The sequence below is a fragment of the Komagataeibacter medellinensis NBRC 3288 genome, assembly GCF_000182745.2.
GTDB classification, from domain to species: Bacteria; Pseudomonadota; Alphaproteobacteria; order Acetobacterales; family Acetobacteraceae; genus Komagataeibacter; species Komagataeibacter medellinensis.
In genome coordinates, this window is the sequence record NC_016037.1 from 126,008 (window position 1) to 142,411 (window position 16,404).

Below are 16,404 nucleotides of genomic sequence, written 5' to 3' on the forward strand. Positions count from 1 at the left end.
ACAATCCTATCTTCCCCGCGGCAGTTCGGGATCACGCAATGCAACAGGTGGGCATCACGCTGTTGCGATCAGGCTACAGGTTCGTCTGCCCCACGCCAGAGACCCAGCGCCGTGTCAATGCGCGGCCGGGCAATGGGTGGGCAGCGAACCCCGTCGATATTTTTGGCTGGAGCCGGTCTTTCCGGCGTGATGCGCTGCCCGCGCCCCTCTTCGCGCAGGCGATGGAGGCGGGGATGCTCGTTGCTGATAACGGGGCCTGGCGCAGCCGGTTCCGGTTCTCGACGCTGGGGGGCAACGGGTTCTTCCATTCCGCCTTTCCCACCGACGCCGAGGATGCAGTATTTTTTGGCCCGGACAGCTACCGGTTCGGCGCGGTGCTGGCGGCTCATCTGCGCTCCGCCCCGCCGCCCGTGCGGGCGGTGGATATTGGCTGCGGCACGGGCCTCGGTGCGATCATGGTCGCGCAGGCCTGTCCGGGGACCGAGGTGGTGATGGTCGATATCAACCCCGGTGCCCTGCGGCTGGCGCGCATCAATGCGCGTATTGCGGGCGTTGATGGCATCAGGGCGTGGCAGGGTGATCTCCTGTCGGGGCTTGCGGGTGAATTCGACCTGATCCTCTCCAATCCGCCCTACCTGCCGGACCCCGGTTGCCGACTGTACCGCAACGGTGGCGGCAGGCTGGGGGAGGGGCTGTCGCTGGCGGTCGTCAGGACGGCCATGGAGCGGCTGGCGCCCGGCGGGACATTGCTGCTGTATACCGGGACCGCGATCATTGATGGGGACAACCCTTTCCTGCGCGATGTGGCGGCCCTGCTGGATGGCAGGGATTTCACGTGGGCGGCCAGTGAACTCGACCCGGATGTATTTGGCGAGGAACTGGAAGGCGGCCCGTTATCCGTGGCAGAGCGGATCGCCGTGATCTGCCTGACCGTGATACAGCGATAGCAGGACAGGAATGGCCCCAATGAACGATATCGTGGCTGGCGACAGTATCGAACGGACGCAGCGGGATCTCCATCTGGCCCTGGCCAGGCTCAATCGCCTGCGCCTGACGCCCTGCCTGCCGGAGGAGGACGGCAGGGCAGGTGTGGACCTGCCCCGCCTGCTGGCGGGGGAAGCCGGTTTTCTGCGCGCGCTGCGTGCGCGGGTTGCGCCACGCGCCGCGCGGGCGCCCCGGGAGCCTGCGGCATTCCTTGCATGGTTTGAGGGACTGGAACAAACCGGTCCCGGACAGCGCGACCGGCTGTTCCCCTGGCTGGCGCATGAAGCGCCGCGTGCGGCCATGTGCTGGTTTGTGGAACAGGAAGCAGCGGGAGAAGCCGGTTTCGAGGACCTGACGGCGCTGGTGCAGGTGCGCATGCCAACGCGCCCCAAGCTGGAACTGGCGCGTAATTACTGGGATGAAATGGGGCATGGCCGGAAAGCCGGCATGCACGGGCCGATGCTGGCGCATCTGGTCCATGCCCTCGGGCTGCGGCCCCGGCCGGAGGATACGGTCTGGCAGTCGCTGGCCCTGGCCAACGCCATGGCCGGTTTGGCCTGTCACCGGCATCTGGCGTTTCAGTGCATCGGCGCGCTGGGCGTGATCGAACTGACCGCGCCGGGCCGGGCCGCCATGGTTGCGGCCGGGCTGAAGCGACTGGGCGTACAACCGGATGACCGGCATTATTTCGACCTGCATGCCGTGCTGGATGTGCGTCATTCCGCGGCGTGGAACGCGGAGGTTATCGTTCCGCTGATCGAGGAAGATCCGCGTCGTGCCCCGGCCATCGCCGAAGGGGCGCTGATGCGGCTGGAGTGTGGCGCGGCCTGCTTTCGCAGCTATCGGGATCATCTGGGCCTGAAGTGACCCTACCCCGAGCGTGCCCTCAGTTTTAAGTTAGGGTCTGTGGGTTGTTGTATACCTTGTTGGTGTGTTGGGCGAAAGCTTCTGGTGTCATGCCGTTGAGGCTGGTGTGGGGCCTGACGACGTTATAGTCGGCTTGCCAGGCGTCGATGACCGTCCGAGCGTGGACGAGGTTTCGGAACAGGTGCTCGTTGAGGCATTCGTCCCGGAACTGGCCGTTGAAGCTTTCGATGAACCCGTTCTGCTGCGGCTTGCCTGGTGCGATGTAGTGCCACAGCACCGACCGTCTTTCCTGCACATGCTCCAGATCGGTGCAACCAAACCGTATCACGATCCGCTGGCCAACAGGATCAATGACGTTCAGGAATTGTCCGTTACGCACGAGGTGATTTTCCGTGCCAAAACTGAGGTCCAGCACCGGATCCTTACCCATTATCTGCCGCTTTATTTTCCGGAGATCGAGCGTTTCAGGGGCAATACCCGCAGCGACTGGTTTTTCGCTATGCTCGAGCAATTCCCGGTTCCGGCCAGCATCACGGCGCTCGGCAAGGATGCGTTTGTCGCGGCAGCCTGGGACGTCGTCGGTCGCAAGGTCAGCAAGTCTCGTCTACTTGGCGACATCTGGGAAACAGCCCAGACATCCATCGCCTTGCCGATTGCCCCGGATGCTCCTGCGATCAGGATGTTCAGGCTGGTGTTGGGAGAGGCACGGCGCCTGATTGCCCAGCGCGACGACATTGAGGTCGCGGCAATCGAACTGCTGGGCGAGCATGCCGATTTCCGGCGTCTGCAGCAGGTGCCAGGCATCGGGCCGATCCATGCCCTGACAATCCTGGCCGAGGCAGGCGATCTGAGACGTTTTCGTCATCATCGGCAATTTCTCAAATTCTGCGGTCTGGATCTGTCCACCTACCAGTCGGGTCAGTATCGCGGCAAAACGAAGCTGTCCAAGCGCGGCAATGCTCGGTTGCGCCGCACATTGTGGATGGCAGCTCAGGCCGCCATTCGTCAGCGCGAGAACAGCTTCCGTGACAAGTTCGATCGCTATGTGGCCAGGGACCGGCATGATCCGGACCTGCGCCGCAAGGCGTTCACAGCCATCACCGCAAAGATGGGACGCGTTGTGCACGCGATCATTAAACGCGGTGACGATTACCGGCCCTTTGTTGAGGGGCCGGTTCCAGGTGGAGGAACCCCTCTCACTCAGTGCCGTGAGGGCGCTTCAGCGACCCTGTAGACAATGTTTGGGTCCTCCACCTGGGTTATCGCATCCCATCTTCAGGACGGTTAGAGCCACGGCGCCATCACGCCGATCTGGACTCTGTGTTTGCTATGGCAGGGAGCACCTTTATTTTGCGGTGGAGACCGCCTGGTTTTTGCTTGCAGTATTTTTCAACGACAGTGCAAACTGCCGATGGAGACGTGTTGCCAAATCGACCGGATGCTTCCCGATATAGGACGTCGTCGCTGACGATCATCATGGGAAAGCCGCGATGTTCCCCGATCCGGTCGAGTTCGCGGCCGAGCCGTTCGCCTGACAGCGACGTATCCGCCACCAGCGCCAGGCACTCCCGCGTGTAGTCGTCCACCACTGTCAGCACGCGGAAGCGCCGTCCGTTGTTCAGCGCGTCCGAGACGAAATCCAGGCTCCAGCGCTGATTGGGACCTTCGGGCAGCATCATTGGCGAGCGCGTGCCCATTGCCCGTTTCCGGCCGCCACGCTTGCGGACCGACAGTCCTTCCTCGCGATACAGCCGGAACAGCTTCTTGTGGTTCATGGTCACTCCCTCGCGCTTCAGGAGGATGTGCAGGCGCCGGTAGCCGAACCGGCCTCGTTCGCCCGCAAGATCGCGCAGCCGACTGCGCGCCTCGGCATCATCCGGGCGGCGTGACGCACAGCGCCACGTCTTCGGGTCCATGCCGATCAGGCGGCAAGCTCGCCGCTGCGAGTAATCCCGTTCAGTCATCGCCCAGGTCACGGCCTCCCGCTGCAAACCGGGCGTCACTAGTTTTTTGCCAGCAGGTCCTTCAGGGTCAAGACGTCCATCACGCTCTCCGCCAGAAGCCGCTTCAGCTTCGCGTTCTCCTCTTCAAGAGCCTTGAGCCGCCGCGCTTCGGACACTTCCATCCCGCCGTATTTCGATCGCCACGTGCAGAAGGTCGCATCGCTGATCCCATGCCTGCGGCACAGATCGGCCGCCGTAGCGCCCGCCTGATGCTCCTTCAGGATCCCGATGATCTGCTCCTGCGTGAAACGTGCTTCCTTCATCGTCTGTCTCCTATGGACAGACCTTACTTCAAATCGAGGGCATTTCAGGGGGCAGGGTCACGGGCAGCAAAGGAGCGGATCGCGCCGCTGTTTACGCAGAAACGCGTTGCGATGTCGATGTGTGCCTTTCTCTATGTCCTGATTGGCAACGAACCGCGCAAGATAGGATGGATGCATGCGGAAGCAGCAGGATACCTTGATCCGTGGCGGTAACAAACGCTTCTTGGCGATATGCCTGAACTTGGAGCCATGGACGAAACGCAGGCTGCGGCTCTCTTGCCTGAATGCCGCCTTTTCCACGCCAGTCGGGCGCGCAGCAGGGAAAAGCTTCATAAGCCGTGAGTGCACTTATATTCGGCAGACGCTCTACATGCCCGCCCTTGTCGCGATACGGTTCACTCCTGATTTAAGGCGGATTTATGCTTGCCGATCACCTGCTAGTGGAATGGCGTAAGATGATCCTGGACCACACAGCCAGAGGCCGGGTATGGTCAGACACGCTCCAAATCTGCGGGGGAGATTAGTTCTGCCGTCTCATGGGAAATATCGTACCCTCTCTATCTTAGAACACAAGACGTTCTATAATATTTGTTATGCCAACAATGGCTTTGTACCGATAAGTACGAATGGACGAAAGCTATGCCGGGCGTCTTCCCGGTCCCTGATAGCGAGAGCCGGTCAGACGCATTGCTTTCCGGTGACGTGCGACCAGTCTCTCATGTTATCGTCAGGGAATGGTCACAGCTTTGATACAATCACCCGACTGCAGCGTCCGCCACGTGTAGTCCGCGGTTCAGGCCGACTTCTCCCGCAGCGTGCGGGCCGCGCGTACCATATTGACGAGTGCCGGGATGACCTCGTTCCACTGGCGCGTCTTGAGCCCGCAATCCGGATTCACCCACAGACGTTGTGCTGGAATGCGCTCATTCGCTTTCTCCATCAAAGTAACCATTTGCGCTTCGGTGGGGATGTTGGGTGAGTGGATGTCGTAGACCCCCGGTCCAATCTGGTTCGGGTAGTTGAACGTCTCGAAGACATCAAGCAACTCCATGTCGGAGCGCGAGGTTTCAATGGTGATAACGTCTGCGTCCATGGCAGCAATGGCGGCGATAATGTCGTTGAACTCTGAATAACACATATGTGTGTGGATCTGGGTTTCATCAGCGACACCATTGGCTGCAATGCAGAAGGCCTCCACCGCCCACGTCAGATAGTCCTGCCATTGCGATTTGCGCAGCGGCAGGCCCTCACGCAAGGCAGCCTCGTCGATCTGGATGATGCGAATGCCAGCCTTTTCCAGATCCAGGACCTCATCCCGGATGGCGAGCGCAAGCTGAAAGCATGAGGCCGAGCGCGGCTGGTCATCTCGGACAAAGGACCAGTTAAGAATCGTGACTGGCCCAGTCAGCATGCCTTTCATTGGTTTATCGGTAAGGGATGCTGCGTAGCTGATCCACTCTACCGTCATTGCCTTGGGGCGGCTGATATCTCCGAACAGGATCGGCGGTTTCACACAGCGCGAACCGTAGGACTGAACCCATCCATTCTGGCTGAACACATACCCCTCAAGCTGCTCACCGAAATATTCGACCATGTCGTTGCGTTCCGCCTCGCCGTGGACCAGCACGTCCAGACCCAGCTTTTCCTGCTCGCGCACCGCATGTTCGATTTCACGACGCATGGTTGCCTTATATGTTCCTTCGTCAATTTTTCCGGATTTGAACTGACTGCGCGCGAGACGGATTTCTCTAGTTTGGGGAAAAGAGCCGATGGTGGTGGTCGGGTAAAGCGGCAGTTGCAGCAGCGCGGCCTGTTTTGCTGCGCGAGCCCCAAATTCACTCATCCGACGGCCAAGCGATTCAGTGATGGCCGCAATGGCTTTTTTTACATCCGGATTGTTTACGCGGGGCGAACTGTGGCGTGAGTCCAGCGCAGCCCGATTGGTAACCAGTTCTGACGTCACAGCAGAACGCCCCCGGTCAAGAGCAAGGGCCAGCACGCGGATTTCGTCCAGCTTCTGCACGGCAAAAGCCAGCCACGAGCTGATCTCGGCGTCCATCTTCTCTTCGGCCGCCAGATCCACAGGCACGTGCAGCAGGGAACAGGACGGCGCGATCCAGAGCCGGTCTCCCAGCAGCTTTGCCACAGGTTCCAGCCAGTCCAGCGTCGCTTCCAGGTCCGTCTTCCAGATATTTCGGCCATTGACGATCCCGAGGGAAATTATCCGATCTGGCGGGCTCGTCTTTACCAGTTCAGCGACCTCCTCCCGCGCATTAATGGTATCGAGATGCACGCCCTGCACGGGGAGCCTGCTCACCAGGGCCAGATTTTCGCGCAGCTGACCGAAGTACGTGGCCAGTAGCAGTTTGACCCGGCGGGTATCAAGCGCCTGATAGGTCTGCACGAAAGCGTTCTGCCACGATGCATCCAGTTCCGTTACCAGAACCGGCTCATCGATCTGCACCCATCCGGCACCCGTCTGAGCAAGCGCATCGAGCAGTCTGGCATATACGGGCAACAGTCGCGGCAGCAGATCCAGCTTGTCCGAACCATCTTTGGCCTTACCGAGTGCAAGATAGGTTATCGGGCCGATAATGACCGGCTTCGTCCGGATACCCTGCTTCCGCGCTTCGTCCAACTGGCTCAGCAACCGCGAAGCATCAAGGGTAAACGTCGTCTCGGCATCAAATTCCGGAACGATATAATGATAGTTTGTATCGAACCATTTAGTCATTTCACCGGCGGCGACACCGCCGCAGCATCCGGTGTTTTCTTCAGCAACCGCTGCTGAGCGACCGCGGGCAACCCGGAAGTAATTATCGAGTTGTTCACCATGGAAGTCACGCACACGGGTGGGCAGGTTTCCGAGCATGAAGCTCATGTCCAGCACCTGGTCGTAAAAGGAAAAATCACCGACCGGTGCGAGATCCAGACCAGCCTGATCCCGCCAGTGGCGTGCGCGTAGTTCCGTGCCAACCTGCTCCAGCATGGCGAGGGAAGACTGGCCTTTCCAGTAAGCTTCAAGCGCGAACTTGAGTTCACGTTTGAAGCCGGTGCGAGGGAAGCCGAGATTATGGGTCGTAACCATGAAGATTTATCCAGATGATGTATGGCTTCTGGAAGATAGGGTTTCGGATATATGAAGAAAAATGATATGTTTTCATAGATGTATAAACGGCAATCATATATGGTGCGTAGAACATGAGTATTCTTGAGCGCAGCCATTTGGCGATCATTCAGGAAGTTGCGCGCGAAGGCTCATTGACGGCTGCAGGAGCGCGCCTCAATCTGACCCAGCCTGCGCTTAGTCATTCCATCCGCAAGCTGGAAAGCCAGCTTGGCGTGAAGATATGGCAACGTGAAGGACGCTCTCTCGTGCTCACTCAGGCGGGAGAGTGGCTCCTGTCTCTTGCCAATCGTCTCCTTCCACAATTCACGCTGGCAGAAGATCGGCTTGAACAGTTCGCCCTTGGCGAGCGCGGAACGCTTCGCATCGGGATGGAGTGTCATCCCTGCTATCAATGGCTTTTGAAAGTAGTGTCGCCCTATCTGGCAAGATGGCCCAAGGTAGATGTAGATGTGCGCCAGAAATTTCAGTTTGGCGGAATAGGTGCGCTATTCAGCAACGAGATCGATATTCTTGTGACCCCTGATCCGCTCTACAAGCCAGGCCTTAAATTTACGCCGGTTTTTGACTATGAACTGGTGCTGGTTGTAGGCCCCCATCATCCTTTGCGAGATGCCCAGTATATATTGCCAGATCAGCTCATTGGCGAAATACTGATTACGTATCCCGTACCGTCAGAGCGCCTCGATATCTATACGCAGTTTTTGCAACCCGCAGGCATAGCCCCGCGACAGCAGAAGCAGATAGAAACGACCGATATCATGCTTGTCATGGTATCACATGGCCGCGGTGTTGCAGCACTTCCACGATGGCTTGTCGAAGAATATGCCTCTCGCTTTGAGCTTTATCCTGTTAAACTTGGTATAAACGGTATTGCGAAACAGATCTTTCTTGGTCATCGCGAGACGGATGAAGACATTCAATATTTACGCGATTTTATAGAACTCGCGGGTATGAATCAGTGAGTCAAGACATGCCTGACTGTACGGGGTCAAAAAGAATAGAAAATGATAAGCACTGCTGGACCTGGCGACAGATGGATAGCGTGATCCGTGCCTGACGCAGTCACTTTTTTAGTGCCGACAGGTGAGTCGATGCGTCTTTCTCCTGTCCCGGAGTTCACGACGGAGACACGAAATAAAGTCATGGTGAACGCTGAAAATTTGTCCGTGGACCAACCGGTCGGCGATCTCTGTATCGTAGAAATTCTCTGTTCCTATCTCACAACGCATACTGCCGACAGGATTCTAAGATCCGCAGCCTTCGAGTTTGTGTCGCAGTTCCCGACCGCGTGCGGTAAGGCGGGAACGCCCCATCCCCCATCGCGCAGAACATCCACCTGCAATAAAGCCCATCAGTACGAGAGATGATCTGATGCTTCCTCCATCCAGCAAGGTTCCATACCCCCCGTCTTTCGGCAGGGACAGAATGGCCCGTTTTTGTGCGGGAGTCAGGCTCTCCGATCCGAAATAAGATCGACCTGTGCCATTTCGCTGGTTGCCGCCAAAATATGTACGCATTTCTCATGTTCCCCTTGTAGCGTTTGACGGGATTAGACCCGCGACACGCCATTGGCCAATGGATGTAATTCTTCAGAACTGGTCAGGAAAGAACACGCTGGATGAGGAACGCAGCAGATAAAACAGAAGACATGATCGCCACTCCGTCTGTCGGGCGCCCCGCCCGATAGAACTGGTTACGTCACAAAGGCAGGTCTCCTGGCTTACGGGTCCTTGATATCGGTTCTGTCTTCCCGGCCTGTTGAGCATAGCCAGTGACGAGTCCTGTTAAAAGGACATACGATCCGGTATCTCTCCGCTTACAGTTGCGGGGGCAGCCACCGACTTGTTCCCGGACCCTGATAAGTCCTGCCAGAACGCACGGCGTTCCCTATTAACCCGTTCGCACGGGGCCTTTGATGTAGAGGTAGTGTGACGCACGCCCGCGAGCAGTGCAAGCCTGCCAGCTTCCCGTCTGTGTGAAGGATACCATGCTCTGTCATCGCAGGTTTTTTGGAAAATCCATATTGCGTAGATCACGAAATCTGACGCATATTGCGACCAGCTTTTATGTCTGGTGGTGCCGCGCAAGCGGATTAATAGGGAATACCGTAAGCTCTGGCGGGATCTGCGATGATCCGGGAGCCAGTCGGTAGCTGCGCCCGCAACTGTAGGCGGTATGTAGCCGGATCCGATCATCTGATGTCCGATCAGATGGGTCACTGCTTCCAGTAAGGGAGTGGGAAGACAGGACCGAGCTGCCATGATCCGTGAGCCAGGAAACCTGCTACCGTCGCAAACCGTGCTACCGGGCGGGACCGACCGGTGGCAGGAGATCAGCTATGACGCGTTCTTTTGCGTATCGATATATCTATCAAGCCTCCATATGTATGCGGATCGTTAGCCTGTGCTTGAATGAATCCCGGCTTCGTAAGGCAACCTTAGCAACAGACCTCGCGGCCTGCGGCTTATAATTCGCATGTACTTTCCTGACCCCAGGACACAGGTACCTACGTTTTATTCTGATAAAAAGAAATATCCATGAACACAGATATGAGCATGGTACCCCCTTCCATTGCGTCGCGCCTAATGGCGACCATTACGGAGCCAGAGCCGGTTGTTGCAATTCGGATGCTTATTGCGGCCTGTCTGGATCAATCCTCGTCCCTTCGCCTGCGTCTGCCAGAGGTAAAGCAGCTTTTCGCCCGCTTTATAGCCGCCATCATGCGTGAAAGGACAGATGCTCTGGAGGCTATTGCCAGCTCGGTGGAAAAACAGATCACCGCGCTGTCTTTTCGTCCGTTTACGCCGCGACAGGTTCGACGGATTCTGGGGATCACCAACCAGGAGCGTCTTTTCTGGACACGAGACGGGCGCCTGCACCAGACAGGAACAATCCTGAACAATCAGCGCGGTCAGAAATTCAGAGTTCCTGTATATTGTGCCGAGAGAATTGGATGGCTCAGTCAGAACCCAGACATAATCGCGGCATGGCGTGACGAGGATGCTCGCCTCCTGACGCAGGAAGGCCTGTCCGATGCAGATCTTTCCAGTTAATCCGCTCCGATTCCCGGTGAAACGAAAAATGGCCTCTCCCGTCCCTTCGCCTGATTTTATTCTCATACAACAGCGGCGACGTCAGCGTTCTGTCTCGGTATCCCGCCTTATGGAATCCGCACCTCTGCGGGAAGATGTAATTCAGGCAATAGCCAAGACTGAACTCCCTGCCCCCAATCCGGAAGACCGCATTCGTGCGGATGGATTTGAAACATTCCTACGTCTGGTACCTTCCGCTGGCCGATTACCCGCTGCGCCGAAGGCGCGGGGCGACTATCTTGAGGAACTGTTTTCGCCCCTGCTATTAGAAGCTCTCGCCTATGTGGATACAGCCCGCGATTTATCGGACACGCACGGGGTCGAGGCGCTCATGGCCTTGCTTCAGGCCTATATTTCCGCGCAATGGACAATTGGCGCGCGTGACGCCGCCATGCACTTGTATAGCGCATCAAGCCCGAACGCCTGATTGACAACATAGTGGCTAACGCGCGGGCGCGTATCCCCGCCCGCGTGTTTCGAAGATGAAGACACTGAGTGACCTACACTTATTGGATCGGAGCGACAAGTTTGATTGGCATCAACAAGCTCTTCGTTCCATGCAGGCCGGCATCGCGTTTCGAGGAATTGGGCGTTCCTCTCACTTCGCGCATAATGGAATGAGACCCTTGATTGATGATGGCCCCGCGCGAGCGGGTTAAAAGGGAACGCTGTAACGCTCTGGCTGGACAATTCTGTTCCGGGAGCCAGTCAGCGGCTGCTCCCGCAACTGTATGCGGTATGCCACCAGTTCGTTCACCTGCGGGTGAGCCACTGTTTCCCTTGGGGAATGGGAAGGCATGAACTGGCTGGCCATGATCCGTGAGCCAGGAGACCTGCCATCGTCTGCAAACCACGTCGTCGGGCGGGATGCACCGAAGGCAGGAGATTTCCCATGCGTCATGGGAAGACCAATGCGGCCGATCAATGCCCCCCATGTTTCCTGTTTCTGGCGGAAACATCGTGATGCAGCATCGCGGGACCGGCGCGTTTCTGACAACCGGCACGGGACGCCCGCATGTTGCTGAAGACCCTTACTGGGCCCTTCAAGCCGGTGCAGCAATGGGCAGCAGGCGCGACAAGGCTATCATGGAAAACGTCCATGGCGTAGATAGCACCCTCGCCGCTCATTCCCATGGCGCGCATCTCGGGGCATCAATCATGCGCTTTTCGATCCGAATTCCCCGATAGATCCGCCGATGTCCCATAATTTTAGTCATGTACGAAGCGACGAAAGACACATCATGAATATTGCGCAAAAAGCAACCTGTGTCTCGCTAATACTCAGTATCATGATTGGAGGGGCTGCTGTTCACGCACAAGTTCCTCCAGCGACAACAGTTCCGCCCGCCGTTCTGGGGCAATGGGTCACCAGAAATCACAAGGGTGTTTTCGAGATCACACGGTGTGGCGACCATCTGTGTGGAAAGCTGGTTGGCCTGAACTATAGTGATGACATCCCACGCGACCAGACGGGCCGTTCGGAATGTGGGTTGCCCATGCTGCGGGACTTCGTGCCGGATCCGGATCAACCAGACCGGTGGAACGGGTCCATTCTCGACCCCAATACCAATCATGTGTATCAAGCGCGCATGTGGGTTAACCAGTCCGGACAACTCAAGTTACGGGGCTATCTCGGGATTCCGATGTTCGGACAGACACAGACATGGCTTCCTTATAGCGGTCATATCGGCCCGAACTGCAAAATGAGCACCTGATCTGCGTGGTGCCTGGTCAGGAGAAGATGCCCATGCGCCTTGAGACGGGGCATGGGCATCTATCAGTTTATTATCCTACGTCTTTCTGGGACGGCATACCATTCTGGATAAGCAGTTGGCGCAGCGCCATGATAACTGGAAAGACCTCCTGATTCCGGTCGCCGTCCTGCTCCCGCCAGGCCTGCTGCTCCAGTTCAACAATTTCGCGATCTTCTGTGAAAACACGCTCCGTAAAGGCGATCAGCAGCGGCCACGCCAGATCCAGTAAAAATGGTATTTTCAACCTGCGTATGGAGAGCAGGCCAAATACCCGGTTGATCAATTCTTCCCGGTCCTGTGGCACATATGCAATCCACAGTTCCATGACCGGTTCATCAATCCCCTCCGTCTCGATCCGCAATGTCTGATAGGGATACTGCGTGCGGATGGTCATGACATCCCGATAGGCAAAATCCCGGCCATCCTTGCGACGCTGCCCGTAAATCAGAGCCTCGCTCAGCGGCTGCCTGCCAGACGTGCGGGCAAAGGTATAGCGGGCCTCCACAAAATCCTCTCCCCGATCCATGCCTAGAAACCGTGGTTTCATGCCTCCGACCAGTCGGCTGTGCAGGATCTGGTGGTTCATGTCCATCAGGTTTTCATGCATGAAGCTGTAGTGACATTGCACGACTTTTCCAAACCGGCGGGTACGGTAATGGGGGTCACGGACACGCGGAAAGTCCGGCAGCGCAATGCTATCGGATTTTTCCAGATCCCCCATGAACACAAAGATGAGGCCATCCTTCTCCCGGCATGCCCATGTCCGCAGTCGTGGCGGTTCATTTTCCAGCTTCATGCCGGGGGAAAAACACTGGCCACGCCGACTGTATTTCAGTCCATGGTATGCACAGCGAATGAAATCTCCACACACTTCTCCCTTGCTGAGTGGTAACTGCCGGTGGGGGCAAACATCATCCAGCGCAAAGATGGCCCCGGCCTCGGGCCTGACCACCACGATGGGTTGCCCCGCGTACCGTACGCCAATTGTCCTGCCCCGACGAAGTTCACGCGACCATGCAACCGGATACCAGAAATCCGGATTGCTGCGGACACGACGGATATCCGGATGTGGCGAAGCAGCCCCATCCGGGATGGCTGCTTCCGATGTATTTCCTGTCATGATATTTTCAATGTCTCACGCTGTTATCAGCGCATGGGACAAAACGGATATCATTTTCGCAAAAGTCGCGGATGGATGCGCTGCGACGTGCTATCGTGCGTCGGCTGGCCACGGCCACGATTTCGGACATTTTTTGCGGCAGGACGTTCGTAATGTCCGGATCGGTCAGGGCATTGCTGTCACTTAACGCACCCGATGGCGCGATCATGAGACGATCCGGCCGATGCGAACGCAGCGTCTGTTCCACGATGCCGTGCGCCATGCCGATGTGGGTAGGCGCCGCGCTGCAGCTATCGACCAGCCCCAGCGAGAGCCAGCGATACGCCGGGAAATGCTGCAGGACATACGGGAAATCGCGATAGCCATGCACAACGTCCACATGCAGGCCGCCAAAAGGTAGCTGCAGCACAAAAGGAAGATGTCGCCCGAAGCCCCCGCCGCCCCCGACCAGAACAAGTGACGTGGCCCTTGATGCTTCACTGAGGACATGCCAAGCAACGTCCATATGGGTCAGCGTGGCTGCGGGCAGGCCAGGATGGGCAAGGATTGGCTCATCAATCTGGATCCAGAAGCATCCCGCGTTGTTCAGTTGTTCGAAGCATTCAATATAGGCGGGTAGCAGGCGCATCAGTCCCTGGCCGACACTGTCTCCCTTTGTCATGCCGCATAACGCAAGGAAACTGACCGGCCCCAGCAGAACAGGCCGGGTGCTGATACCCAGTTGTTCCGCTGCAAGAAATGCGTCGCGGGGCCAGTTGCGCGCAAGATGGAACGCCTGCCCCGGTCTGAGGATGGGCTTTCTGTAATTGCCGTGCATCGGATCACAGGCTGTGACTGTATTGTCGGTGCCCACGCCAAACATGCGGGCAGTCTGCACGACTCTGTCCCGCCATGGGCTATTGGCCGTAGCGATATGGGAAATGCCTGCCGCGTGCTGGCATCGCACCCCACGCATCTCATCAGCATCGGGAAAACCAAGTGTCGCCGTAAGCAGTCTGGCGGTATTCGGGAAGTGATCTATGGAATACTGGCGCGCAGGCACGCCTTCGGCCGTGCCATCATGGCACGCGGCTTTCTGCCATACCGGCATTAAGCTTCTCCCGCCTTCGGCACATCCCGTCCGACGGCTTGATATATGACGATGGCAGGTCTCCTGGCTTACGGATCATGGCCAGCCGGTTCTGCCTTCCCATTTCCTTTTCGGAAACAGTGACTCACCCCGTCCGGGTGAAATGAACCGGCGGCATACCGCCTACAGTTGCGGGAGCAGCCTCCGACTTGGCTCCCGGGTTCATGACCCGGCCGGAGCGTGACGGCGTTCCCTATTAACCCACTCGCGTGGGACCATCGACTTGATAAGACAACATTGTGCCCGAACCGGGCGGCCGGACGCAAGGTGTCATGGGCAGGATGTCCCAGCGGGCCGCACACGTTAGCGGCACAGGGACCACGGAAGGACCGCGTCCTCGACCCGTCGGACCGTTACGCCGTACACGACGCGCATGATATCATCATCCAGCACCTGCAGGGCCGGGCCATGGCGGATGACGGCGCCATCATCCATCAGCACCAGTTCATCGCAGAAACGGGTCGCCAGAACCAGATCATGCAGCACGACGACGATCCCCTTTCCCTGCCCTGCCTGCTGGCGGAAAAGCTGCATCATGGATAGGGCATGCGCCGGGTCGAGTGCAGCGATCGGCTCGTCCGCCAGTATGACCGGCGTATCGGTCGCCAGCGCACGCGCCAGATTCATGCGAGCCCGCTCCCCGCCTGACAGGTGGCTGGCCGGACGGGTGCACAGGTCCTGCAAGCCGGTGACATCAAGGGCGTGGCCCACCGCCGGGTGACGGACGGCATGATCGCCCGCCTGCCCATGCGGCAGGCGTCCGAGCGCGACCAGCGCACGCACCGGCATGGGTGGCGGCGTCCCCCCATCCTGCGGAATGAAAGCAAGCTGTCGGGCACGCAGCGCGGGTGGGATCTGGCTCATGTCGCGATCAAGAAGCCGGACATCCCCACAGTCGGGAGTCTCCAGCCCCGTCAGCAGACGCATGAAGGTGCTTTTGCCTGCGCCGTTCGGCCCGACCAGGCCAATGACCCGCCCCTTCGCAAGAGTCAGTGACGCGGCCGAAACAACAGCCCGATCCCCGCGCCGGAGCGACACGTCGCGTGCCTGGAGCAGGATCATGACACGGTTCTTTTCAGCATAATGACGCGGGCGAAGAAGATTGGAGCCCCGACAAGCGCGGTCAGCACGCCCAGTTGCAGTTCAGGCCCGACCGCCACCAGACGTACCACCATATCCGCCAGCAGCAGCAGCAGACTTCCCCCCAGAAATGACGGCAAGAGCAACCGCGACGGCTGGAATCCCACAAGCGGCCGCAACAGATGCGGCACCACCAGTCCCACAAAGCCGATCGCTCCTGAAACCGCCACGCATGAGCCCACGGCCAGCGCCGCGCCCAGCACGATACGCGTCTGGACGCCGCGCGGGCCATGCAGCTGGAAGCCAAGGCTTGCGGCCACATCCTCCCCCAATGTCAGCGCATCCAGCGCACGCCCCGCGGACAGCATGAGCAGCGTGCCACACACCACACCCGGCAAGCAGATCCAGACATGGGTAAAGGTCCGGTCCGTCAACGACCCCATGAGCCAGTGCATGATCTCGAATGACGCATAGGGGCTGGGCACAAGGTTCAGCACCAGTGCTGTCAGGGCTGCGGCAAAACTGCTGAGTGCAGCCCCCGCCAACAGCAACACCAGCGTGCCACCACGTCCCACCAGTCCCATCAGCACGGCCGCCGCACACAGCGCCCCCGTCAGCCCACCCAGCGGCAGGGCCGCGATGGACACCTGCATGAGGCCGGTATAGAACACGCTGACCGCCCCAAGTGCCGCTCCACCTGATACCCCCAGGATGCCGGGATCGGCCAGCGGATTGCGTAGATAGCCCTGCAGAACCGCCCCCGACAGGCCAAGCGTCCCGCCCACCAGGATGGCCAGCAGGGTACGCGGCAGGCGCAGGCGCTCCACAATGATCGCGCCTGCGGTATGCCGCCCGGCCAGCAGGTCCTCCAGTGCATGTGAAAACATGATGCGGGTTTCTCCCCACATGAGCGAGGTAACAAACAGCCCCATGACACCAGCCAGAAGCATGACGTTCAGCAGCATGGTTTGATGGGCAGGTT

At 58.5% G+C, this 16,404-nt stretch carries 11 protein-coding genes, 4 pseudogenes and 4 riboswitches; of the genes and pseudogenes, 8 read left to right on the top strand and 7 right to left on the bottom strand.

The annotated features are described in order from the left end of the window. Positions 1-38 precede the first annotated feature (38 nt). Together GLX_RS15160 and GLX_RS15165 are read left to right on the top strand one after the other, a co-directional pair. A complete protein-coding gene (locus GLX_RS15160; protein WP_014106869.1) occupies positions 39-947 on the top strand; it encodes a methyltransferase in 909 nt (302 codons plus the stop codon). 19 nt (positions 948-966) lie between these two features. Beyond that, positions 967-1,851: an iron-containing redox enzyme family protein gene (locus GLX_RS15165; protein WP_023524212.1), complete on the top strand. Its 885-nt coding sequence runs from the start codon at positions 967-969 to the stop codon at positions 1,849-1,851. Positions 1,852-1,876: 25 nt separating this feature from the next. Here the strand turns inward: GLX_RS15165 and GLX_RS15170 are convergent. Continuing rightward, positions 1,877-2,143: pseudogene (locus GLX_RS15170) on the bottom strand (integrase core domain-containing protein); the annotation flags it as partial. On the opposite strand from GLX_RS15170, the pseudogene GLX_RS15175 reads away from it, so the two are divergent. Next, a pseudogene (locus GLX_RS15175) lies at positions 2,138-3,085 on the top strand (transposase); the annotation flags it as partial. The pseudogenes GLX_RS15170 and GLX_RS15175 overlap by 6 nt on opposite strands. A gap of 223 nt (positions 3,086-3,308) precedes the next feature. Here the strand turns inward: GLX_RS15175 and GLX_RS17640 are convergent. After that, positions 3,309-4,117, bottom strand: a pseudogene (locus tag GLX_RS17640) (IS3 family transposase); the annotation flags it as partial. Positions 4,118-4,129: 12 nt separating this feature from the next. Here GLX_RS17640 and GLX_RS18265 point away from each other — a divergent pair. Next, a pseudogene (locus GLX_RS18265) lies at positions 4,130-4,327 on the top strand (hypothetical protein); the annotation flags it as partial. A gap of 583 nt (positions 4,328-4,910) precedes the next feature. On the opposite strand, the gene metE reads toward GLX_RS18265, so the two are convergent. Further along, the gene (gene metE / locus GLX_RS15190; RefSeq protein ID WP_014106874.1) at positions 4,911-7,205 is read right to left on the bottom strand and encodes a 5-methyltetrahydropteroyltriglutamate--homocysteine S-methyltransferase; all 2,295 of its coding nucleotides are present in this window, start codon (positions 7,203-7,205) and stop codon (positions 4,911-4,913) included. A 113-nt stretch (positions 7,206-7,318) separates the two neighbouring features. On the opposite strand from metE, the gene GLX_RS15195 reads away from it, so the two are divergent. The 4 genes from GLX_RS15195 to GLX_RS17655 all read left to right on the top strand — a co-directional run bounded on the left by GLX_RS15195 (position 7,319) and on the right by GLX_RS17655 (position 12,054). After that, on the top strand, positions 7,319-8,209 hold the full coding sequence (locus tag GLX_RS15195) for a LysR family transcriptional regulator (RefSeq protein WP_014106875.1): 891 nt from the start codon (positions 7,319-7,321) through the stop codon (positions 8,207-8,209). 726 nt (positions 8,210-8,935) lie between these two features. After that, positions 8,936-9,176, bottom strand: a riboswitch (cobalamin riboswitch). A 128-nt stretch (positions 9,177-9,304) separates the two neighbouring features. Then, positions 9,305-9,549, top strand: a riboswitch (cobalamin riboswitch). Positions 9,550-9,784: 235 nt separating this feature from the next. Further along, positions 9,785-10,300 carry a hypothetical protein gene (locus GLX_RS15200; RefSeq protein WP_014106876.1) on the top strand — a complete coding sequence of 172 codons (516 nt, stop codon included), beginning with the start codon at positions 9,785-9,787 and terminating at the stop codon, positions 10,298-10,300. Beyond that, entirely contained in the window at positions 10,281-10,766 is a 486-nt protein-coding gene (locus tag GLX_RS15205; RefSeq protein ID WP_014106877.1) for a hypothetical protein, read from the top strand. Before GLX_RS15200 ends, GLX_RS15205 begins: the two co-directional genes overlap by 20 nt. A 193-nt stretch (positions 10,767-10,959) precedes the next feature. After that, positions 10,960-11,194: riboswitch (cobalamin riboswitch) on the top strand. A gap of 386 nt (positions 11,195-11,580) precedes the next feature. Continuing rightward, a complete protein-coding gene (locus tag GLX_RS17655) occupies positions 11,581-12,054 on the top strand; it encodes a DUF2147 domain-containing protein (protein WP_023524204.1) in 474 nt (157 codons plus the stop codon). Between the two features lie 70 nt (positions 12,055-12,124). Here the strand turns inward: GLX_RS17655 and GLX_RS15215 are convergent, their stop codons facing one another. The 4 genes from GLX_RS15215 to GLX_RS15230 all read right to left on the bottom strand — a co-directional run bounded on the left by GLX_RS15215 (position 12,125) and on the right by GLX_RS15230 (position 16,387). Then, positions 12,125-13,213, bottom strand: coding sequence for an aromatic ring-hydroxylating oxygenase subunit alpha (locus GLX_RS15215; RefSeq protein ID WP_014106881.1), 1,089 nt, complete (start codon positions 13,211-13,213; stop codon positions 12,125-12,127). 7 nt (positions 13,214-13,220) lie between these two features. Continuing rightward, positions 13,221-14,303 (bottom strand): uroporphyrinogen decarboxylase/cobalamine-independent methonine synthase family protein, encoded by a 1,083-nt coding sequence (locus tag GLX_RS15220; RefSeq protein ID WP_014106882.1) that lies wholly within the window; start codon positions 14,301-14,303, stop codon positions 13,221-13,223. A gap of 36 nt (positions 14,304-14,339) precedes the next feature. Further along, positions 14,340-14,577, bottom strand: a riboswitch (cobalamin riboswitch). A gap of 68 nt (positions 14,578-14,645) precedes the next feature. Continuing rightward, the gene (locus tag GLX_RS15225; protein WP_014106883.1) at positions 14,646-15,404 is read right to left on the bottom strand and encodes an ABC transporter ATP-binding protein; all 759 of its coding nucleotides are present in this window, start codon (positions 15,402-15,404) and stop codon (positions 14,646-14,648) included. After that, positions 15,401-16,387 (bottom strand): FecCD family ABC transporter permease, encoded by a 987-nt coding sequence (locus tag GLX_RS15230; protein ID WP_407927274.1) that lies wholly within the window; start codon positions 16,385-16,387, stop codon positions 15,401-15,403. Before GLX_RS15230 ends, GLX_RS15225 begins: the two co-directional genes overlap by 4 nt. Positions 16,388-16,404 lie beyond the last annotated feature (17 nt).